The following is a 22,122-nucleotide window of genomic DNA, read 5'->3' as shown; positions in this document are numbered from 1 at the left end:
TTTTCACGAATTAAAATTAAAAAAAAATCCGTGCAAACCAGTTTAATCCGTACAATCTGTGGGCCATTTTTCACCCATCAAAAAAGATAAAATGATAAGAGAAGTATATATCACCGAAACCAATTGTATCACACCTTTAGGATTTGATGTTCAATCGAATGTCGAAGCAATTCTTCTTGGTGATTCCGGTATTCAATTGCATAATGATATTTCTTTAATGCCAAATTCATTTTATGCTTCAATTATTTCTAATGAAAAAATAAACAGTGCTTTTGAAAAAATCAGCACTGAAACAAAATATTCACGTTTAGAAAAAATGATGATTCTGGCTTTAGAGCCCATTATCAAAAATTCGGGAGTTGAATTAAATTCGAAAACTACCTTTATACTTTCGACTACAAAAGGAAATATTACGGCGTTAAAAGATGCTTCAGGCGACAATTTCAATAATGCTCATTTAGATGTTTTAGCTCGAAATGTTGCCGATTTCTTCGGGTTCAAAACACAACCTATTGTGGTTTCGAATGCTTGCGTTTCCGGAATTTTGGCCGTCTCGGTTGCTAAGAGAATGATTCAGTCTGAATTGTACGACAACATTTTTGTAGTTGCCGGAGATGAAGTTTCAGAATTTGTTTTATCTGGATTTAATTCATTTCAGGCAATGAGCGATTTGCCTTGTAAACCCTATTCTAAAAACAGAACCGGAGTCAGTTTAGGCGAAGCAACGGCAGCAGTTTTACTTTCGGCGAATCCTGCAACTGCTAAAATAAAAGTAATTGGAGACAGTTCGATAAACGACGCCAATCATATTTCGGGTCCGTCAAGAACAGGCGAAGGTTTGTTCAGAAGTATTCAGAATGCTTTAAAAGAATCTCAAATAGATGGTAATAAACTTGATTTTATTTCAGCACACGGAACGGCAACACCATTCAATGACGAAATGGAAGCCATTGCATTAAACCGTTTAAGTTTACAAAATGTTCCCATAAATAGTTTAAAAGGTTTTTACGGTCATACATTAGGCGCTTCAGGATTATTAGAAACCGTAATTGCAATAGAATCAGTAAACCAAAATATGCTTTTTGAATCGAAAGGTTTTGATGAAATTGGGGTTAGTGAATCGATTAATGTTATTGAAAAAAATGAAGAAAGAAACATTGATTATTTTTTGAAGACAGCTTCTGGTTTTGGAGGTTGTAATACGGCTGTTGTTTTTGAAAAAGTTAAACACGAATTGCACTAATTTTCACGGATTAAAATATAAATAAAGTTTGAACTGTTCGAAAATTCCGAACAGTTCAAATGAAAAAATCGAACTTACAAGGAAATCTTGAAAGTTCAAATTTTTGAAGTAAAATGAAATTATCAAAATTCATATTTATAACACTAGTTCTTCTTTCATCTTTTGGATGCAAAAAGAAAGAAGTATCTGAATCGGATTTTGAAAAAGACGTTATGAATAGTGTCTTTGTCGAAATTGTAGATTCTATTTATATGGATAGAAGAACTCTGGAACCGCCTCCGATGCCAAGGCTAGATTTTAAGACTAATAAAGAAGATACTATTGGTTATCATGATAAATTAAAAAGATATCAGATAGAACAAGACAGTATTAAAAATTACAAAAAACGAATTTTAATCAGTGTCTATGATTTTGTAGTAAGCAATGGAATCAATGATGATAAATTTGATTTGACTCCATTCAAAAATAACAAAAAGTTTAATTTTCAATATGCTTCTAAATTTCCTGAGGAAATATATTGGGACATAAATGATAAAAAAAGCAAAATGCCAGTTGGCACTATTAAAGTTTATAAAATTCATTTCAATGAAACGAGGACATATGGAGTTTTATCTGCCAAAGCTTCATGTGGGGGAGGAAAATGCGGAAGAGGATTTGAGATTACAATTGAAAACAAATCTGGAGAATGGCATATTACGAATATTGTTGATACTTGGGTTTCCTAAAAAAGAAGATACTAATTTTCACAGAGTAATTAGTGTAATTTAAACCCAAACCAATCCGTGCTAATTTGTGGAATTAGTGTTAAATTAAATAAATGACTCAAAACAAAACATATATACACGATTATATCACCATTCAAAACAACGAAATTGTTTTGAACGGAACTTCTGTATTCAAAATAGAACCAACAGATTTTGGGGATTTCTCTAAACAAGCCTATCGTAATTTTGACATTCAATATCCGAAATTTTTCAAAATGGATGCTTTGAGTAAACTGGCTTTTCTTGGATCCGAATTGCTTTTGAGTCCGATAACTTCTTTAGAAACTGAAAACAATATCGCTTTGGTTTTAGCCAATAAATCCTCAAGTTTAGATACTGATGTTAAATACCAAGAATCGATTTCAGACAAAGAAAACTACTTTCCGAGTCCTGCAGTTTTCGTTTATACGCTCCCAAATATATGTTTGGGCGAAATAAGTATCCGCCATCAGCTGAAAAGTGAAAATTCTTTCTTTATATTTGACGCCTTTAACACTGAATTTATGTCGAACTACTCGGATATTCTTCTGAATACGAATAAGGCAGATATAGTTCTTTGCGGTTGGGTAGAATTTTTTAATGATAATTACAAGGCTTTTCTTTGCACCATTAGCAAAGAAGAAAGCGCAAAATATAAAAACGAAAATATCAATACATTATATAATAAATAATCATGGAAGCATTAAAAGAAGAATTAAAAAACAAAATCATTACTACTTTAAACCTTGAAGATATCGCAATTGAAGATATTGCTGATAACGATCCTTTGTTTGGAGATGGTTTAGGTTTAGACTCGATTGATGCGCTTGAATTAATCGTGATTTTAGATAAAGATTACGGAATTAAATTGGTAGATCCCAAAGAAGGAAAAACCATTTTTCAGTCGATCGAAACTATGGCAGCTTATATTAGCGCTAACAGAACAAAATAGATTTCTGCCTGCGGATCAAACAGGTTAAACAGGTTTTCGCAAATGGTGTACAACTTTGTCAAAGTTTGAAACTTTGACAAAGTTTTGGAATCTACAATCTAAAATCAAAACTCTAAAATTAATGAGTAAAGGTGTTGCAATAACGGGAATGGGAATCATCTCTTCGATTGGAAATTCAGTCGAAGAAAATTATATTTCGTTGATCGAAAATAACATTGGCATTTCCCGTATCACAAATATTTCGACAATTCATGCGGATGTTATTAAGGTAGGAGAAATCAAAAAAACCAATGAAGAATTGGTTGAAGAATTACAACTTACAGAAGATAATAACTTTTCAAGAACGGCAATGATTGGTACTTTGGCAGCCAAACAAGCTGTTGAAAATGCAGGAATTACATCGATAAACGAATTCAGAACCGGACTTATTTCGGCTACAAGTGTGGGCGGAATGGACATGACTGAAAGACACTATTACGATTATTTCACACATCCGGAACTTATTAAATACATTACTTGTCACGATGGCGGCGATGTTGCAGAAAAAATTGCCGAGGAATTGGGTTTAAAAGGAATCGTTACAACAATTAGTACGGCTTGTTCCTCTGCAGCAAACGCGATTATGCTGGGTGCCAGATTAATTAAAACCGGAAAATTAGATCGTGTAATTGTGGGCGGAGCTGATGGTTTGGCAAAATTCACCATTAACGGATTTAAAGCTTTGATGATTTTATCAGACGATTTCAACAAACCGTTTGACAACGAACGCAAGGGATTAAACCTTGGCGAAGCAGCAGCATATTTGGTTTTAGAATCAGATGAAATTGTGGCGAGACAAAACAAAAAAGTACTGGCTCGTGTCTCTGGTTACGGAAATGCAAATGATGCTTTTCATCAAACTGCATCTTCAGAAAACGGAGATGGTGCTTATTTAGCAATGAAAAAAGCTTTTGATATTTCAGGTTTAAAACCTTCGCAAATAGATTACATTAATGTACACGGAACGGCAACGCCAAACAATGATTTATCTGAAGGAAGAGCTTTAAAGAGAATTTATCAGGATGAAAAAGTTCCTGATTTTAGTTCAACGAAACCTTTTACAGGACATACTTTGGCAGCAGCGGCGGCCATTGAAGCTGTTTACAGTGTTTTGGCAATTCAGAATAATGTGGTTTACCCGAATTTGAATTTCGAAAATCAGATGGAAGAATTTGATTTACAACCTCAAACTTCCTTAAAAAATAAAAACATCGAACACGTTTTATCCAACTCTTTTGGTTTTGGAGGAAATTGTTCTACCCTTATATTTTCAAAAAGCTAAAATGAAAAGAACATATATAAATGGAGTAGGCTGTATTTCGACTCAAAAAACATTTGATACTGTTTTTTTAGAAGAAGCCGTTGTCAATCATAATCAAAATGTATTAGCAATCGTTCCTCCTGTTTACAAAGATTATATTTCTCCGGCAGCAAGCAGAAGAATGGCAAAAGGCGTGAAAAACGGAATCGTTGCTTCGGCCCTTGCTCTGAAAGATGCAAACATCGAAAATGTTGATGCAATTATTACCGGAACCGGTTTAGGATGTATCGAAGATTCTGAAAAATTCCTAAAAAGTATTCTGGATAATAACGAAGAATATCTCACACCAACTTCTTTTATTCAATCTACGCATAATACTGTTGGTGCTCAAATCGCTTTGTTGCAGCAATGTAAAGGTTATAATTTTACGTATGTAAATGGCGCTGTTTCTTTTGAATCGGCTCTTTTAGATGCTAAAATGCAAATCGAAGAAGACGAAGCCCAATCTGTTTTAATTGGGGGAGTTGATGAAAATGGCGATTATACTACTGCCCTTTTCAAATTAAACGGACGTATCAAAGCTGATAATTTAGCGCCTTATGATCTTTTGAATTCTACAACAAGTGGTGCTGTTTACGGAGAAGGTGCCAGTTTTTTTGTTTTAGAAAATGAAAGAAAAGACAATACATATGCTGAAATTCTGGATATTGCTATTGTAAATACACTGGAAGAAAATGAAATTGAGGCAGAAATTAAATCCTTTTTGAAAGCTAATAATTTAGAAATTTCAGATCTAGATGCTTTAGTTTTAGGTTTTGACGGAAATGCAGATTTCGAAAACTATTATAGAAATCTTGCTGAAAATGCTTTCGCAGAAATACCTCAATTATATTATAAACATTTAAGTGGTGAATACGATACTGCTTCTGCTTTTGCTTTATGGATGGCTTCTAAAATTATTAAAACTCAGGAAATTCCTGAAATCATAAAAGTAAATTCGGTCGAAAAACCAGTTTATAATACCCTTTTATTGTACAATCAATTGAATGGTAAAAACCATAGTTTTACGTTGATATCAAAATGATAACGCATAAAAACATTTCGTTATTCTTTCTCTTTTTATTGCTTTTACTCGTTCTTCTGAACTTTTATACAGCAATTAGCTGGTTATGGTTTATCGCAATTGTTTTGATTTGGCTGGGAATTAACGCCATTGGCTCTTCCCGAATTTCTTCTGATTATCATGTAAAAGCTTACTGCAATAATTCCTCAGAAACAGAAAAGAAAATTGCCATTACTTTTGATGACGGACCAAGTATTTTTACTTTAGAAGTTTTAGATCTATTAAAAAAATACGATGTAAAAGCGATTTTTTTTTGCATTGGAAAAAATATTGAAGCGCATCCTGAAATCTTAAAACAAATTATTGCTGACGGACATTTGGTTGGAAATCATTCGTACAGTCATTCTAAATTTTTTGATTTTTATAATGCTGAAACGATCAAAGAAGAAATTGAAAAAACAGATCAGCTTCTGGAAAGATTTACTTCTGGAAAAATAAATTTCTTTCGTCCGCCTTATGGAGTTACAACGCCTTCGATCAGGCGAGCATTGAAAATAACCGGACATAAAGTAATTGGCTGGAATATTCGGTCGCTTGATGGAGGAACAAAAAATAAGGAATTGATTTTCAATCGCATTATAAAACGTGTTTCTCCCGGCGGAATCGTACTTTTGCATGATACCGCATCACACTCGGTTTTGGTATTGGAACAGTTTTTGCAATTTTTGCAACAAAACAATTACAAAGTGATTTCAATCGAAGAACTTTTGAATCTTAATGCTTATGGAATTGAACGCTAATAGAACAGGAACTCATCAGGTTAGACCTAACAGGTTTTAAAAACCTGTTAGGTCTTGCTAAACACCTTATAACAATCTATGAAAACTAAAATAGCCCTACTAATTCTATTTATTTCAGGCAATTTGTTTGCTCAGGAACAAAAAATGACGGATGCTGAAATTGCAGCTTTCAAGCAGGATGTAAATGTGGTTTCGAAAAAAATCAAAACCTTAAGTACTGATTTTGTACAATACAAACATTTGGATTTTTTATCGAAAGACATTGAAACTTCGGGTAAAATGATTTTTAAAGAACCTGGTCTTTTACAATGGCAATATAAAAAACCATACAATTATAGTATCGTTTTTAAAAACGGAAAAATCCTGATCAATGACGAAGGAAAGAAAAGCGCGGTTGATATTGGCAACAGCAAAATCTTTGGCCGTATCAATAAATTAATCGTTGGAAGCGTGAGCGGAAATATGTTCGACGATGCAGCATTTACGATTTCGTACTTTAAAATAAAGGGACAAAATTTGGCGAAATTTGTTCCGAAAGATGCAACGCTAAAAAAATACATCAAACAAATTGAACTCACTTTTGACAAAGATGAAGCAACGGTGGTTCAAGTAAAATTATTAGAATCATCTGAAGACTATACCCGAATTGTACTTAAAAACAAAGTGATCAATGCAAAAATCGACGATTCAATTTTCACTAATTAATTGCTTTCTGGCGATTGTTTTAATTTCTTGTGGCTCTGTCACAAAAAATTACATCCCTAAAAAATTAGACAAAACATCTTATGAGGTTCCCTATTTCTCAGATTCAAAAACAGATTATGTTTATAAAACCAATATCACAGTCTACGGAAATGAAATTAGCGGAATTTTTATTGCTAAAAAAATAAATGACACAGTACATAGAATCGTTTTTACAACTGAATTTGGTAATAAATTGCTGGATTTTGAGATCTCTGACAACAGTTTCAAAGTCAATTCGATTGTATCAGAATTAGATCGAAAGATCCTCGTCAATACTTTGAAAGAAGATTTTCGTTTACTGCTAAAAAAAGAATATCTGGTTCAGGAACAATTTGAGAATGACTCAGATGAAATCTATAAATCGAAAGACGGCAAACGTGATAACTATCTCTTTATCTCGAAAAAAGATCATAAATTAGAGAAAGTCGTTCATTCTTCTAAAACAAAAGAAAATTTTACACTGATATTTAGTTCAGAAAACAATATTTTTGCCGAGAAAATTCAGATTATTCATCAGAATATTAAGTTGAAAATTGAGCTGAATTATTTCAAATCAGAATAAAATTTTAATCGAATCATAAACTTAAAATCAAACCAAAATGAAAAAAATAACCGTAATTGTCTTTGTTTTATTTATTGGTATCATAACATCGACTGCACAGGTAACGGTTAGTCCGGGACTTCGTGGAGGTCTGAATTTATCAACTTTAACGAATATTGATGATAATCGATCTAAAGCAGATTTTTATATTGGTGGATTAGTGAACATTAAATTTAATAAATATTTTTCGTTACAGCCTGAGATAACGTATTCAAGACAAGGCGATGAAGGAAGAGAATTTTTTGGAAACGGCTATAGTGATCGTTATGTAAATTATGAATTAAACTACTTAACGCTAGGTGCTGTTGCAAAATTTAACATTGGTGGTAAAGGTTTTCACATTTTAGGAGGACCGTCTTTTGATTTAAAAATTTCTGACAATTATATCAACAGTAATCCTGAAAATTTTGACCTTGCCATTGTTGGTGGTGTTGGATATACATTGCCAAACGGATTAACGTTTGAAGCAAGATTAAAACAAGGTTTAATTGATATTTATGGTTACGACGGAGTTGATAATGATAATGGTTATCGCTACAACGATTTTATCCTGAATCAGGTTTTCCAGATAGGTATTAGTTACACTTTTAAAGTAAAATAAATCTTAACTATTTTAATTTAAACTAACCTTAAGACCATACAAACAAAGATGAACAAACAAATTGCAATTACTCTTCTGATAGTAATAGGGATTTTCAAATCAAATGCTCAAGTTACTTTTAGACCAGGAATTCATGCCGGATTAAATTTATCAAAATTAACAAAATCAGAACTTGACAGCAAAACAGATTTTTATATAGGTGCTTTTGGAGCCTTAAAACTTTCCGGATTTTATACGCTTCAACCTGAAATAACCTACTCAAGACAAGGAGCAAAAGGAACTGCGAGTATGGGAAGCACAAGCAATTACAATCCGCAGACTAATACTTACAGCACTACATATGATAGCGGAACTGTAAATGCCTCATTACAGTATATTTCGGCAATTACCATAAATAAATTTAATTTTAGTGAAAACTTTTATGTTTTAGCCGGACCTTTTTTTGATATTTTAGTTGCTGACGATATTAAAGCAAACCCTAAAGCAAAAGATTACAATTTTAATAAAGGTGATGATATTGATTTGGGAATGATTGCAGGATTAGGTTACAGTTTAAAAAATGGTATTGCATTTGAAGCAAGAGTAAAAAAAGGTTTTACGAATGCTTTTACCAATTATTATGCTGATTCTACAAATAATAATAATTTGGTTTTTCAATTTGGAGCCGCTTATACTTTCAAAGTAAAATAAAAAATTATGGTATTAAAAGACTTTTACAAAGTAATTTCTGAAGAAAAAACAGGAGATGCTAAATATAATATTCGTATATTAGTTAATGCCAATCATGAGGTTTTTAAAGGTCATTTTCCAGGAAACCCAATTATGCCGGGCGTTTGCATGATTCAAATTATCAAAGAACTTACAGAATCTATTACAAAAAGTACTTTGATGATTCAAACTCTTACAAACGTAAAATTCATGGCATTGATTAATCCGGAAACAAATCCCGAATTACGTCTGGAGCTTGACGTTACAACCACAGAAGATGATTTGGTAAAGGTGAAAAACACCACATATTTTAACGACACTGTTGCTCTGAAATTAAGCAACATGTATAAAAAACTATAACTATGAAATTACTATTATCATTACTTCTTTGGGTCAATTTTGCCGGAACTCCAGATTTGGCCACTATCAGAAAAATTTATCCTGATGTTGCAAAATCAGAAGCAAACGCTAAAGAATTTACAGAAAAACTTTCCGCAATTTCAAATAACGATGAGAAAATTTTAGTGGCTTATAAAGCGGCTTCTATTTTGGTAGATTCGAAATTTGAAAATCTTATAGGAAGTAAAATCTCTCGTTTCAAAGAAGGCGCAAAATTGCTTGAAGCTACTTTAAAAAGCGATCCGAACAATATCGAAATCAGAATGATTCGATTGAGTATTCAGGAAGATGTTCCCGGAATTACCGGCTATAAAAAGAACATAAAAGAAGATAAAAAATTCATCACCGATCATTACGCTGCACAAACCGGTGTTTTGAAAGAATACATAAAAGACTTTGTTTTGCAATCGAAAAGTTTCTCTGAAAAAGAGAAGCAATTTGTGAAGTAGGCAAAGAAAAAAATCCCAATGCAACCAAACCTGTCTCAGCAAGAATTACTTAATTCAACCAATTTTTGTGTTATTGTGCCAACTTACAATAATCACAAAACGTTGAAAAAAGTGCTGGATTCTATTTTAGATTTTACTTCTAATATAATCATCGTCAATGATGGTTCAACAGATACAACAAACGAAATTTTAAAGCAATATTCGGAGCTTACCCAAATTCATCATCCTAAAAATATAGGAAAAGGAAGGGCGCTCCGAAATGGTTTTAGAAAAGCAATCGAAATGAATTTCGAGTACGCCATCACAATTGATTCTGATGGACAGCATTTCGCTTCTGATATTCCCCATTTTATTTCCACTATTCAAGATGAGCCAAATTCCCTTTTAATTGGAAGCAGGAATATGACACAGGAAAATGTACCCCGGAAAAGTAGTTTTGGGAATACATTTTCAAATTTCTGGTTTAAGTTCGAAACCGGAATTAAACTGGATGATACCCAATCCGGATTTCGATTGTATCCTTTGCGATTGATTCCAAAACAATTTTATACCAATAAATTTGAGTTCGAAATTGAGGTAATTGTTCGTTCTGCCTGGAAAGGTATTGTAGTCAAAAACATTCCGATTCAGATTTTGTATGATCCTGCAGAACGTGTTTCACATTTTCGTCCGTTTAAGGATTTTACCCGAATCAGTATTCTAAACACTGTTTTGGTGATCAATGCATTATTGTACATCAAACCCCGAGATTTTTTTAGAAGAGCAAAAAAAAAAGGGTTTAAAAAATTCTTTCTTGAAGACATTTTAGAAAGTTCTGATTCTAATTTTAAAAAATCTGCGGCGATTGCTTTGGGCGTTTTTATTGGAATCTCTCCTTTTTGGGGATTTCAAACCGTTTTGCTTTTTACTTTTGCTGCTTTATTCAGGCTCAATAAAGTCATTGCTTATCTGGCCTCGAATGTGAGTTTTCCGCCTTTTATCCCTTTCGTTATCTACGGTTCTTTAAAAATGGGAAGCTTTTTTGTTTCCAATGACGCACCACTGGTTTTAGATAGTTCGGTCACATTGAATGATATTCAAAAAAATGCTACCCAATATATCGTCGGAAGTCTTATTTTAGCATCCGTTTTGGCGCTGACATTTGGTCTTATAAGTTATTTACTTTTAACCGCTTTTAGTGCTAAGAATAAAACGAATATTACGTAACGTTTTGCCACAGATTAAACCGATTAAAATAATTTTACAATCTATGTCAAGTTGCCACGAATTGCACAAATTTTCACGAATTAATTAGTGTAAATTCGTGAAATTCGCGGCGAAAAAAAACTACAGCAAAAAACAATAATAAATAATTATGCATCAATACTTCTACGCCATTCACTTATTTGTAAACCGACGAAAAACTTTATCGGTTGTATTGGCCATTTTGATGTTAGTCGCTTTCGGCTTTTTTGCTTCCCGAATTAAATTTGAAGAAGACATTACCAAACTTATTCCAACAAACGATAAATCTGATGTTACAGCAAAAGTTTTGAAACAACTTAACTTTGCTGATAAAACAACCGTTATTTTCAAACTCGAAAAAAACGGAACCGAAGAAGATCTAAAAGAAATGGCAACTATTTTCTCAGATAGCGTGGCCAAATCCTGCAAACCTTACGTAACAGGAATTCAGGGAAAAATTGACGAAGAAAACATTCAGGAAACTATCGATTTTGTTTACAATAATCTGCCTCTTTTTTTAGAGAACAAAGATTACACTGCTATTCAGAATAAACTCGAAAAAGATAGTATTGCCGCAACGGTTCAGGGAAATTACAAATCGATTATTTCTCCATCAGGATTTGTAACCAAAGATTTTATATTGCAGGATCCGCTTGGGATTTCGTTTATCGCTCTGAAAAAATTACAACAACTAAATATTGGTGACGATTTTACGCTCAACAATGGTTTTGTAATGACGAAAGACAAAAAGAAATTGTTGCTTTTTATTACCTCAAATCTTCCTTCGAGCGAAACAGAAAAGAATACCATTTTTGCTAATAAACTAAAATCGATTCAGGATAATTTAAATCAAAAATTCAAAAGCAAAACGTCTATTAGTTATTTTGGTTCGGCTTTGATTGCCGTTGCAAATGCCAACCAAATCAAAAGCGATATTATCTTAACGACAACAATTGCGATGATTACGCTAATGTTGATTTTGATTTTATTCTATCGAAAAGTATGGATTCCTTTGATTATTTTTCTTCCAACTGTTTTTGGTGCTTTGTTCGCAGTAGCATTTTTATATCTTGTCAAAGAACAAATCTCAGCCATTTCATTAGGCATTGGTTCTATTTTATTAGGAATCACAATCGATTATTCGATACATATACTCACGCATTACAAACACAATAGTGACGTAAAAACCTTGTACAAAGACATTACGATGCCGGTTATTATGAGCAGCTCAACAACAGCTGTTGCCTTTTTATGTTTGCTATTTGTAAAATCAGACGCCTTAAATGATCTAGGGATTTTTGCTGCGGTAATTGTTATGGTAACGGGTATTTTCTCGCTTTTGATTGTGCCTCACTTGTATAAACCAAAAGAAAACAATTTTGATCACAAGAAAAATGCGATCGATAAATTGGCTCATTTCTCGTTTCACAACAATAAATATCTGATTGGCTTTTGTGTTATAATCACCATTATTTGCTGCTTCACTTATAACAATGTTGGCTTCAATAACGATTTATCACAATTGAATTTTGTTCCAAAAGAAATCAAAGCAGCTGAAAAAGATCTGGAAGAAAGCACCAGCTTAACTGAAAAAACCATTTATGTTGCTTCCTATGGAAAAAGTATGGAAGAAGTTTTGCAAAACAACTCTCAGCTTTTTGCCGATTTATCAAAAGAAAAACAAACAAACAAAATATTAAATTTTAGTTCAGTTGGCGGCATTATGCTTTCGCAAAAACAGCAACAACAAAAAATTGATAAATGGAATTCGTTTTGGGATGCTCATAAAAAACAAATTTTAAAATCTGAATTAATTGCCGAAGGTTCAAAACTAGGATTTAAACCTACAACGTATTCAATTTTTTATGATCATTTAGATTATGATTTCAAACCCATTTCGGCACAAGAATACCTAAAAGTTCAAGCCTTACAACTGAAAGAATTTGTAACCGAAAAAAATGGTTTCTTCACGATCTCAACTTTAGTAAGGGTAACGCCGGAACAAAGAGATGCTTTTGTAAAATCAGCTTCAGCTAAAAATAATGTGATTGCGATTGACCGTCAGCAAATGAATGAAACATTTTTTAGTACGCTGAAAACCGATTTTAACTCTCTTGTTAATTATTCATTTGTTGCCGTGATTCTGATTCTTTTTTTCTTTTTCAGAAGACTCGAACTGGTAATTGTAAGTTGTATCCCAATTGCTTTAACGGGAATTGTCACAGCTGGAATTATGGGAATCTTTGGTATTCAGATGAACATTTTCAGCATGATTGTTTGTACACTTATTTTTGGTCATGGTGTCGATTTTAGTATTTTCATGACAAGCGCACTTCAAAAAGAATATACTACGGGAAAAAATGAAATTGCGATTTACAGGACTTCAATAATTCTTGCTGTAATAACGACCATTTTAGGAATTGGCGCGATGATTTTTGCACGTCACCCGGCTTTGAGATCGATATCGTCTGTTTCTTTGATTGGGGTTTTTGCAGCGTTGATTATTACATTCATCTTCTACCCTATCTTATTTAAACTATTTATTTCGAATCGTGCTAAAAAAGGAAATGCACCTTTTGTATTGCGAACATTTATTCATGGTATTATCTCGTTTACTTATTACGGACTTGGCGGAATTTTGATGTCACTTTTTAGTATTACGATTATGCCGATTCTTCCTGTAAAGGAAAAAACAAAAATGAAAGCATTTCGTTATTGCATTTCAAAATTTATGAAATCCGTATTGTATTCGAATCCGTTTATTCATAAAAAAATCATCAATAACTTTAATGAACATTTCGAAAAACCCGCTATCATTATTGCCAACCATTCCTCGTTTATCGATATTCTGGCGATGGGAATGTTGAGTCCTAAAATTATATTCCTGGTAAATGATTGGGTTTACAACTCTCCTATTTTTGGCGGGACGGTTAGAAAAGCAGGCTTTTATCCGGTTTCTGAAGGTATCGAAGGCGGAGTCGAACATTTGCGTCAAAAAGTAAAAGAAGGATACTCACTTATGATTTTTCCGGAAGGAACAAGATCAGAGAGCAATCAGATCAAGCGTTTTCATAAAGGTGCTTTCTATCTGGCTGAGGAATTTAATTTAGACATTGTTCCGGTTTTAATTCACGGCGCTTCAGAAGCGATTCCGAAAGGCGATTTTGTCATTCATCACAGTTATCTTACGCTTTCTGTTTTAGAAAGAATTGCTCCCGATAATCTTTCTTTTGGAAAAAATTATGTCGAAAGAACCAAAAAATTAAGTACCTATTTTAAAACTGAATTTCAGAAAGTACGTCAGCAATTAGAAGGTCCTGATTATTTCAAAAAAATGCTTATTCATAGTTATGATTACAAAGAAAATGAAATTATCAAAAGCGTCAAAAATGATTTAAAAAATAATATGGAGACGTATTACCATCTGAGTAAGCATATTTCGACGAAAGCTAAAATAGTGCATTTATCAAATGATTACGGGCAATTAGACGTTTTATTAACGTTACAAGAACCTCAACGAAAAATAGTTTCGTATAATTCTGATGAAGAGAAACGTGAAGTTGCCAAAACGAATTATTTCCTTAAAAAGAGAAAGATCTCCTATCCGGATACTATTGAACTTACTTTAGAAAATCAATATGATGCTGTTTTAATTTCTGATGAAAATTATAAAGATGATCTTGAAAAAGTCGTTTCTATAACTTCCTGCATTATCTTAATTAATAGTTCAAGCCTTAAAGAATCAATAATTAACCTTGGTTTTGAATTTGTTTCAGAGGATAATTCTATAATCGTATTAAAGAAAAATTAAGATGAAGGAACAATACGATGTAGTAATTACAGGCAGTGGTTTAGGCGGATTGGTCTCGGCAATTATCTTGGCTAAAGAAGGATATAGTGTTTGTGTACTTGAAAAAAACAATCAGTACGGTGGAAATTTGCAGACTTTTGTTCGGGACAAAACCATTTTTGACACTGGAATTCATTACATCGGAGGTTTAGGAGAAGGACAAAATTTATATCAGTATTTTAAATATTTGGGTATTATGGATCATCTTAATTTGAAAAAATTAGATGAAAATGGTTTTGATGTTATTTCCTTTGAAGATGATGAAAACGAATATCCACATGCACAGGGTTATGATAATTTTGCCAATCAATTAGTGAATTTTTTCCCAGATGAAAAGGCTAACATTGAGGAATACTGCAAAAAAATAAAGACGATTTGTGAGTCTTTCCCTCTTTATAATTTAGAATGGGATGGCAAATATGATAACGAAATTTTAAGTCTTAATGCCAAAGAAACGATTGACGAGTGTACGCAAAATGAAAAACTAAAAGCTATTCTGGCCGGTTCTAATTTTTTGTATGCCGGCATTGCTGATAAATCTCCTTTTTATGTTCACGCGCTTTCGGTAAACTCTTATATTCAAAGCTCCTGGCGATGTGTCAATGGCGGAAGTCAGATTACCAAGCAATTACTGAAACAGCTAAAAAAACACGGTGGCGAGTTTTATAAATACAAAGAAGTGATCCGTTTTAATGTAGAAGATAAAAAAGTAACTTCGGTAGCGATGAAAGACGGAACTCAACTTTCCGGCACTTATTTTATCTCGAACATAGAACCAAAAACTACGCTAAAAATGGCGGGTGAAGAAAACTTCCGCAAATCATTTTACAGCAGGGTTCAAAGTCTCGAAGGTGTTATTTCTGCGTTTAGTTTATACATTGTTTTTAAACCGGAAACCTTCAAATACATCAATCACAATCACTATCATTTCAAGAAAAGTTCTGAAGTCTGGACTTCTCATGATTACGATGAAAATTCGTGGCCAAAAGCTTTTATGGCCTCAATGAATGCCTCAAAAAAGCAGGAAGAATGGGCAGAAGGAATGACTTTTATCACCTACATGAAATATGATGATGTTGCACCATGGATGGAAACTTTTAATACAACAGTAGAAAAAAATGATCGTGGAGAAAGCTATGAAGAGTTTAAATCCCGAAAAGCAGCTAAATTTTTAGATGAGATCGAGATAAAATTCCCAAATATAAAGGAATGTATTCAATCTGTTCATACCTCGACACCACTCTCCTATCGGGATTATATTGGTGGAGATAACGGAAATATGTACGGTTATGTAAAGGACTCAAACAATCCAATGAAAACTTTAATTCCCTCTAAGACCAAACTGGATAATTTATATCTTACCGGACAAAGTATTAATATGCACGGGGTTTTAGGTGTAACAATTGGAGCTGTTGTAACCTGCTCAGAAATTGTTGGAAAAGAATATTTAGTTACAAAAATTAATCAGGCATCTGAATGAATAAGGTATGAAAAACCTAATTAAATTATTATTTTTCTTTAGTTTTTTATTGATGTTAGCAGCTTGCGGAACATCAAAATCGATGCGTCATAAACCTGAAATTTCTCAATATAATACAGCGAAACCAATTGTAAGAAAACAATCTGACAGCGTATTTGTTTCAGGAAAAAATTCACTTTTAAAAAACAAACAAGGTCTTTGGGAATTATACGTTGAAGGTGATCCTCTTGAAATTGGTCTTAATACTGGCGCTTTATCAGATTCTCTTTTAAAAAATCAGGAACATATCTTTTTTTCTAAAATAAAGGATATCGTTCCTTCGGAATTTCAACAGAACCTACTTCGTAATTTTCTAAAATGGTACAATCGAAAATTATACCTGAATGTACCTGAAGAGTATCAAACGGAGATTTTTGGAGTTTCGCAATACACTTCACATGATTTTGATAACATTGCACCGCAATATCAACGCAGTTTATACTTGCATGCCGCACACGATATTGGTCATGCCCTTCAAGATTTGGCTTTGGTGGGCTGTTCTTCTTTTGCTGCCTGGGGACAAAAATCTGAAAACGGAAATTTAATCCTGGGACGTAATTTTGACTTTTATGTGAATGACGCTTTCGCGGAAAACAAAATCGTTGCCTTTATTAATCCGAAAGAAGGTCACCAATTTATGATGGTTACCTGGCCCGGAATGATTGGTGCTGTTTCCGGTATGAATAAAGAAGGTTTGACGGTTACGATTAATGCTTCTAAATCTAAAATCCCATTAATTGCTAAAACACCAATTTCGATTTTGACCCGTGAAATTTTACAACACGCCAAAAATATTAATGAATCCATTGCGATTGCTAAAAAGAGGAAAGTCTTTGTTTCAGAATCTATTATGGTAGGAAGTGCATTTGATAACAAAGCTATTTTAATTGAAGTTTCACCTAATAAAATGGATATTTATGAAGTGCCAAACAGTGATCAGTTATTTTGTTCGAATCATTTTCAGGGAGAAGATTTAAAAAACGAAAAGCAAAATCAATCTCAAATTGCGAATAGTCATTCTCAATATCGCTTTGGAAGAATGCAGGAACTTTTTGCAGAAAATCCTAAAATCAATCCTGAAATTGCCTCACAAATTCTAAGAAATAAAGACGGGCTAAAAAATACGGCGCTGGGTTACGGTAACGAAAAAGCACTGAACCAATTGATGGCGCATCACGGAGTTATTTTTAAACCAAAAGAAAAACTAGTTTGGGTATCTGCAAATCCCTATCAGTTAGGCGAATTTGTCTGCTATAATTTAGATTCTATTTTTAAAGAAAGAAAAGCGAAATCAATTGTTTCTTTCCAACAGAAAAATTTAAATATTGCCAAAGACCCTTTTCTGAAAACCATACAATATAAAAACTATCAGCAATTTAGAATTGAAGACGATAAAATAGATCTGTATCTAAAAAACAAAGAAGTTATTAGTCCTGAATTTATTCAACAATATCAATCCTTAAACCCTGATTATTGGGTTGTGTATTACAAAGCAGGGTTGTACTTTTATCAAAAAAAACAATACCAGCTTTCTCAGACTAATTTTGAAAAAGCTTTAACCAAAGAAATCACTACTGTACCTGATAAAGCAGGCATTGAAAAGTATTTAAAAAAAATCAAAAGAAAATTACAATGATTCCATTAATAGAAAAAGATTCTTTAGAACAAATTAAAAATTTTCAAGAGCAGAAATTAGCGGAACTTTTACAGTATATCAGTCAAAATTCACCTTTTTACAAACGTCTTTTTGCGGGACAAAACATTGACATTTCGAAGGTTAAAACTCTCGAAGATTTACAGCATTTACCGGTAACCACAAAAGAGGATTTACAGGAATATAATGATGATTTTTTATGTGTTCCACAAAATAAAATCATCGACTACGCTTCTACTTCCGGAACTTTAGGTGATCCTGTAACGTTTGGCTTAACTGATTCTGACCTTGACCGATTGGCTTATAATGAAGCTATTTCGTTTGCTTGTGCCGGAATTGCAGAAGGCGATGTAGTGCAGTTGATGACAACAATTGATAGAAAATTTATGGCCGGTTTGGCTTATTTTCTTGGATTGCGAAAACTAAAAGTAGGTGTAATTCGCGTTGGAGCCGGAATTCCGGAATTGCAATGGGATTCTATTTTAAAATATAAACCTTCGTATTTAATTACCGTACCTTCATTTTTATTGAAGCTAATTGAATATGCGGAAGCTCATGGAATCGATTATAATAATTCAAGCATAAAAGGTGCAATTTGCATTGGAGAATCGCTAAGAAATCAGGATTTTTCGATGAATATTTTGTCGAATAAAATCACTGAAAAATGGAATATTAAGTTGTTTTCGACTTATGCTTCTACAGAAATGAGCACTGCTTTTACAGAATGCGAGCATGGAGTTGGCGGACATCACCATCCGGAATTGATTATTGTAGAAGTGCTGGATGAAAATAATATTCCTGTAAAAGACGGTGAAATTGGCGAATTGACTTTTACCACTTTAGGTATTGAAGCCATGCCTTTATTGCGTTTTAAAACAGGTGATATTGTACAGTTACACAACAGTCCCTGCGCCTGCGGAAGAAATACTTTGCGTGTTGGTCCGGTAGTGGGACGTAAAAAACAAATGATCAAATACAAAGGCACAACACTTTATCCGCCAGCGATGAACGATGTTTTGAGTGGCTTTGACAATATCGAAAATCATATTATCGAAATCTCTACCAACGATCTGGGGACGGATGAAATTGTGATTAAAATTGCAGCAAAAAACCAATCTTCTGAATTTTTGCAAGAGATAAAAGATCATTTCAGAGCTAAACTTAGAGTAACTCCAAAGATTGAATTCGCCTCAAAAGAAACCTTGAATCCTTTGGTTTTTAACCCAATGAGTCGAAAACCAATCCGCTTTTTTGATTACAGAGTTTAGGAAAAAGGGACAAAGTTACAAAGGTTCAGAGGGACAAAGGTTTCTCTCTATATGGTAAAAGTCTTCTACGTGTCATTTCGACTGAAGAGAAATCACACTCGGGATTCGACAAAGATTAGCGACCTTGATTGCGGAGTTTCTAGTGTGATTTACTTCGTCTGTTCGCTATCGCTCGGGTCTCCCTTCGGTCGAAATGACAAAACACTGCAAAAGTTAAGAAAACCAACCCTTTTTATTAAATGAACTATCTAACTTATAGGATTTAAAAACCTTTGAACCTTTGTTACTCTGAACCTTTGAACCTCAATTTGGTACAAATTAAACTAAATGTTGTAATTTTGCACAAAATATTGAAGATGGTCAAGATTGGCAACATAGAATTACCCGAATTTCCTTTATTACTTGCTCCGATGGAAGATGTGAGCGATCCGCCGTTTCGCAGATTATGCAAAACGCATGGCGCAGACATGATGTACTCTGAATTTATTTCGTCTGAAGGATTGATTCGTGATGCTATCAAAAGCAGAATGAAGCTGGATATTTTTGATTACGAACGTCCGGTTGGCATTCAGATTTTTGGTGGAGATGAAGAAGCAATGGCACTTTCGTCTAAAATTGTTTCTACCGTAAAACCTGACTTAGTGGATATTAACTTTGGATGTCCGGTAAAAAAAGTAGTTTGTAAAGGTGCTGGAGCAGGAGTTTTGAAAGATGTAGATTTGATGATTCGTTTGACAAAAGCAGTTATCAGAAGTACTGATTTGCCTGTAACAGTAAAAACTCGTTTGGGTTGGGATGATAACTCGATCAACATTGATGAAGTTGCTGAAAGACTTCAGGACATTGGTGTTCAGGCTTTGACGATTCACGCCAGAACCCGCGCACAAATGTATAAAGGCCACGCCGATTGGTCGCATATTGCACGTGTAAAAAACAACCCGAGAATTACAATGCCTATTTTTGGAAATGGCGATATCGACAGTCCTGAAAAAGCATTAAAATATAAAAATGAATACGGAATCGACGGCATCATGATTGGTCGTGCCGCAATTGGTTATCCGTGGATTTTTGACGAAATAAAGCATTATTTTAAAACGGGTGAGCACTTACCTGCTCCAACAGTGGCTGATCGTGTAGAAGCCGCCAGAAACCATCTTATGTGGTCGATGGAATGGAAAGGGGAACGTTTAGGAATTGTTGAAATGCGTCGTCATTATACCAATTATTTCAAAGGAATTCACTCTTTTAAAGAATACAAACAAAAATTAGTAACGACTGATGAACCAGAAAATCTATTCAATATCATGAAAGAAATTGAACAGGTTTATGCAGGATATGAGTTTGTTTAAAATATCATAATCTTTGTCAAATTTTTAAAACTTTGACAAAGATGCTTATACAAGAAAGACCTTCAAATTTGAAGGTCTTTTTCTATTTTATTAATCATCATAATGAAATCTACATTATAAGATTACACATTTTTGATCTATGCCCTTAGTTCCTGAAACTTTATATACTAAGCGATGTTCTCCATTAATTTTTTTTTTTTATTACAGTATCGGTATCATTTTATTAGACTTCAATTCGTTTCCATTTTCCTCTTTTATAAAAGAAAATACTCGCTAGTGTTATGGCAGTTTCTGCAACCGGAATTGCAATGAAAACTCCTGTTGGTCCCATATTAAAATGCTTCGCCAATACATAGGCTAGCGGAATTTGGAACAGCCAAAACCCAAAGAAATTAATTCCGGTTGGTGTCCAGGTATCTCCTGCCCCATTAAATGTATTGATCAAAACCATTCCTATTCCGTAAAAGATAAAACCGATACTCATGATTTGTAACGCTTCGACTGCGATTGTTTTTACCAATTCATCATTGGTAAAAAACGAAATAATATACTGGCCAAAACATAATGTAATCACCATGATCGTTGCCATAAAAATGACATTGTATTTGGCTGTTGTGTAAACTGATTTTTCGGCACGATCGATTTGTTTGGCTCCCAGATTTTGCCCTACTAATGTTGCAGCGGCATTACTTAATCCCCAAGCCGGAAGAATAAAAAACATCATAATTCTAAGTGCTGTCTGATATCCTGCAGAACCGTGATCTCCACCTGTTGTGGCTACTAATTGCGCCAGAAAAATCCAACTGCAAGAAGCAATTACAAACTGCAAAACTCCCGGAGCTGCTATTTTTATTAATGCTTTTATCTGATCAAAATCGGGAATGAAATAGGAAAGTTTAATTTTTAAAGCGCCATTTCCAAAAAACAAATGATACACTTGATACAATACTCCAATGCTTCTTCCTAATGTAGTTGCGATCGCTGCACCTGTTAATCCAAAAGCAGGAATTGGTCCAAATCCGTTGATTAATATTGGACATAAAATAATATTACAAATATTCGCCAGCCATAGACTTTTCATGGCAATGGCTGCATTTCCGGCTCCACGAAATATTCCGTTGATCAAAAATAAAAGCATGATACACAAGCTTGACCCAATCATAATTTGTGTAAACATATATCCATGTTCTGCGGCAGCTTCAGACGCACCCATGAGAATCAGGATTTCTTTGGCATAAATAACACCCAAAATGCTGATTACGCTAATAATCAAAAATGCAACTATAATAGCCTGCATTCCTGCCTTTGCAGCAGCAACAGGATCTTTTTCGCCAATGCGTCGTGCTACAACTGCAGTTGCAGCCATACTCATACCAATGGCGACTGAATAAATAATAGTAAGCACAGACTCTGTTAAGCCTACAGTTTGAATGGCAAAACTGCTATGTTCTAAATGTCCTACGAAGTATAAATCGACTAAAGCAAAAACAGATTCCATCATCATTTCTAAAACCATGGGAATGGCTAATAGAATAACTGCTTTTTTGATGCTTCCTATAGTATAATCAAAAGATTCATCTCCTTTGATGGCTTGTTTTAAAGTGGTAAAAATTTTAGAAAATAAACTTTTCTTTATTGTAGTTTCTGTCATGATA

Annotated in this window: 20 protein-coding genes; 19 read left to right on the top strand and 1 reads right to left on the bottom strand. The window is 33.6% G+C overall.

The annotated features are described in order from the left end of the window. Nucleotides 1-91 precede the first annotated feature (91 nt). The 19 genes from NJT12_RS06625 to dusB all read left to right on the top strand — a co-directional run bounded on the left by NJT12_RS06625 (nt 92) and on the right by dusB (nt 20,467). Entirely contained in the window at nt 92-1,243 is a 1,152-nt protein-coding gene (locus NJT12_RS06625) for a beta-ketoacyl-[acyl-carrier-protein] synthase family protein (RefSeq protein ID WP_271335097.1), read from the top strand. A gap of 113 nt (nt 1,244-1,356) precedes the next feature. Beyond that, nucleotides 1,357-1,968: a hypothetical protein gene (locus NJT12_RS06620; protein WP_271335096.1), complete on the top strand. Its 612-nt coding sequence runs from the start codon at nt 1,357-1,359 to the stop codon at nt 1,966-1,968. A gap of 92 nt (nt 1,969-2,060) precedes the next feature. Then, nucleotides 2,061-2,678 (top strand): beta-ketoacyl-[acyl-carrier-protein] synthase family protein, encoded by a 618-nt coding sequence (locus NJT12_RS06615; RefSeq protein ID WP_271335095.1) that lies wholly within the window; start codon nt 2,061-2,063, stop codon nt 2,676-2,678. Between the two features lie 2 nt (nt 2,679-2,680). Further along, nucleotides 2,681-2,938 (top strand): phosphopantetheine-binding protein, encoded by a 258-nt coding sequence (locus NJT12_RS06610; RefSeq protein ID WP_017496902.1) that lies wholly within the window; start codon nt 2,681-2,683, stop codon nt 2,936-2,938. A gap of 121 nt (nt 2,939-3,059) precedes the next feature. Beyond that, a complete protein-coding gene (locus NJT12_RS06605) occupies nt 3,060-4,259 on the top strand; it encodes a beta-ketoacyl-[acyl-carrier-protein] synthase family protein (RefSeq protein ID WP_271335094.1) in 1,200 nt (399 codons plus the stop codon). Nucleotide 4,260: 1 nt separating this feature from the next. Beyond that, on the top strand, nt 4,261-5,322 hold the full coding sequence (locus tag NJT12_RS06600) for a beta-ketoacyl synthase N-terminal-like domain-containing protein (protein ID WP_271335093.1): 1,062 nt from the start codon (nt 4,261-4,263) through the stop codon (nt 5,320-5,322). After that, on the top strand, nt 5,319-6,101 hold the full coding sequence (locus NJT12_RS06595) for a polysaccharide deacetylase family protein (protein ID WP_271335092.1): 783 nt from the start codon (nt 5,319-5,321) through the stop codon (nt 6,099-6,101). Before NJT12_RS06600 ends, NJT12_RS06595 begins: the two co-directional genes overlap by 4 nt. Before the next feature lie 78 nt (nt 6,102-6,179). Further along, nucleotides 6,180-6,806 (top strand): flexirubin biosynthesis/transport protein LolA2, encoded by a 627-nt coding sequence (gene lolA2 / locus NJT12_RS06590; protein WP_271335091.1) that lies wholly within the window; start codon nt 6,180-6,182, stop codon nt 6,804-6,806. Further along, complete coding sequence (gene lolB2, locus NJT12_RS06585) at nt 6,772-7,407, top strand: flexirubin biosynthesis protein LolB2 (protein WP_271335090.1); 636 nt, start codon at nt 6,772-6,774, stop codon at nt 7,405-7,407. Before lolA2 ends, lolB2 begins: the two co-directional genes overlap by 35 nt. A gap of 37 nt (nt 7,408-7,444) precedes the next feature. Beyond that, nucleotides 7,445-8,047 (top strand): porin family protein, encoded by a 603-nt coding sequence (locus NJT12_RS06580; RefSeq protein ID WP_271335089.1) that lies wholly within the window; start codon nt 7,445-7,447, stop codon nt 8,045-8,047. A 48-nt stretch (nt 8,048-8,095) separates the two neighbouring features. Further along, nucleotides 8,096-8,737 carry an outer membrane beta-barrel protein gene (locus tag NJT12_RS06575; RefSeq protein WP_271335088.1) on the top strand — a complete coding sequence of 214 codons (642 nt, stop codon included), beginning with the start codon at nt 8,096-8,098 and terminating at the stop codon, nt 8,735-8,737. Nucleotides 8,738-8,743: 6 nt separating this feature from the next. Then, on the top strand, nt 8,744-9,115 hold the full coding sequence (locus tag NJT12_RS06570; RefSeq protein ID WP_271335087.1) for an ApeI family dehydratase: 372 nt from the start codon (nt 8,744-8,746) through the stop codon (nt 9,113-9,115). Nucleotides 9,116-9,117: 2 nt separating this feature from the next. Next, nucleotides 9,118-9,603: a hypothetical protein gene (locus NJT12_RS06565; RefSeq protein ID WP_271335086.1), complete on the top strand. Its 486-nt coding sequence runs from the start codon at nt 9,118-9,120 to the stop codon at nt 9,601-9,603. An 18-nt stretch (nt 9,604-9,621) separates the two neighbouring features. Then, complete coding sequence (locus tag NJT12_RS06560) at nt 9,622-10,809, top strand: DUF2062 domain-containing protein (RefSeq protein ID WP_271335085.1); 1,188 nt, start codon at nt 9,622-9,624, stop codon at nt 10,807-10,809. Nucleotides 10,810-10,957: 148 nt separating this feature from the next. After that, the gene (locus tag NJT12_RS06555) at nt 10,958-14,638 is read left to right on the top strand and encodes a 1-acyl-sn-glycerol-3-phosphate acyltransferase (RefSeq protein ID WP_271335084.1); all 3,681 of its coding nucleotides are present in this window, start codon (nt 10,958-10,960) and stop codon (nt 14,636-14,638) included. 1 nt (nt 14,639) lies between these two features. After that, complete coding sequence (locus NJT12_RS06550) at nt 14,640-16,157, top strand: phytoene desaturase family protein (protein ID WP_271335083.1); 1,518 nt, start codon at nt 14,640-14,642, stop codon at nt 16,155-16,157. A 7-nt stretch (nt 16,158-16,164) separates the two neighbouring features. Continuing rightward, nucleotides 16,165-17,832: a C45 family autoproteolytic acyltransferase/hydrolase gene (locus tag NJT12_RS06545; protein ID WP_271335082.1), complete on the top strand. Its 1,668-nt coding sequence runs from the start codon at nt 16,165-16,167 to the stop codon at nt 17,830-17,832. Then, nucleotides 17,829-19,118, top strand: a complete 1,290-nt coding sequence (gene flxY, locus NJT12_RS06540) for a flexirubin biosynthesis putative acyl-CoA ligase FlxY (protein ID WP_271335081.1) — start codon at nt 17,829-17,831, stop codon at nt 19,116-19,118. Before NJT12_RS06545 ends, flxY begins: the two co-directional genes overlap by 4 nt. Before the next feature lie 356 nt (nt 19,119-19,474). Next, nucleotides 19,475-20,467, top strand: a complete 993-nt coding sequence (gene dusB, locus NJT12_RS06535; protein ID WP_271335080.1) for a tRNA dihydrouridine synthase DusB — start codon at nt 19,475-19,477, stop codon at nt 20,465-20,467. Nucleotides 20,468-20,690: 223 nt separating this feature from the next. Here dusB and NJT12_RS06530 read toward each other — a convergent pair whose 3' ends face one another. Further along, nucleotides 20,691-22,118, bottom strand: coding sequence for an MATE family efflux transporter (locus NJT12_RS06530; RefSeq protein ID WP_271335079.1), 1,428 nt, complete (start codon nt 22,116-22,118; stop codon nt 20,691-20,693). Nucleotides 22,119-22,122 lie beyond the last annotated feature (4 nt).

Source organism: Flavobacterium azizsancarii (assembly GCF_027980145.1).
Classification (GTDB): Bacteria; Bacteroidota; Bacteroidia; order Flavobacteriales; family Flavobacteriaceae; genus Flavobacterium; species Flavobacterium azizsancarii.
This window is presented reverse-complemented; position numbering and strand designations above follow the sequence as displayed.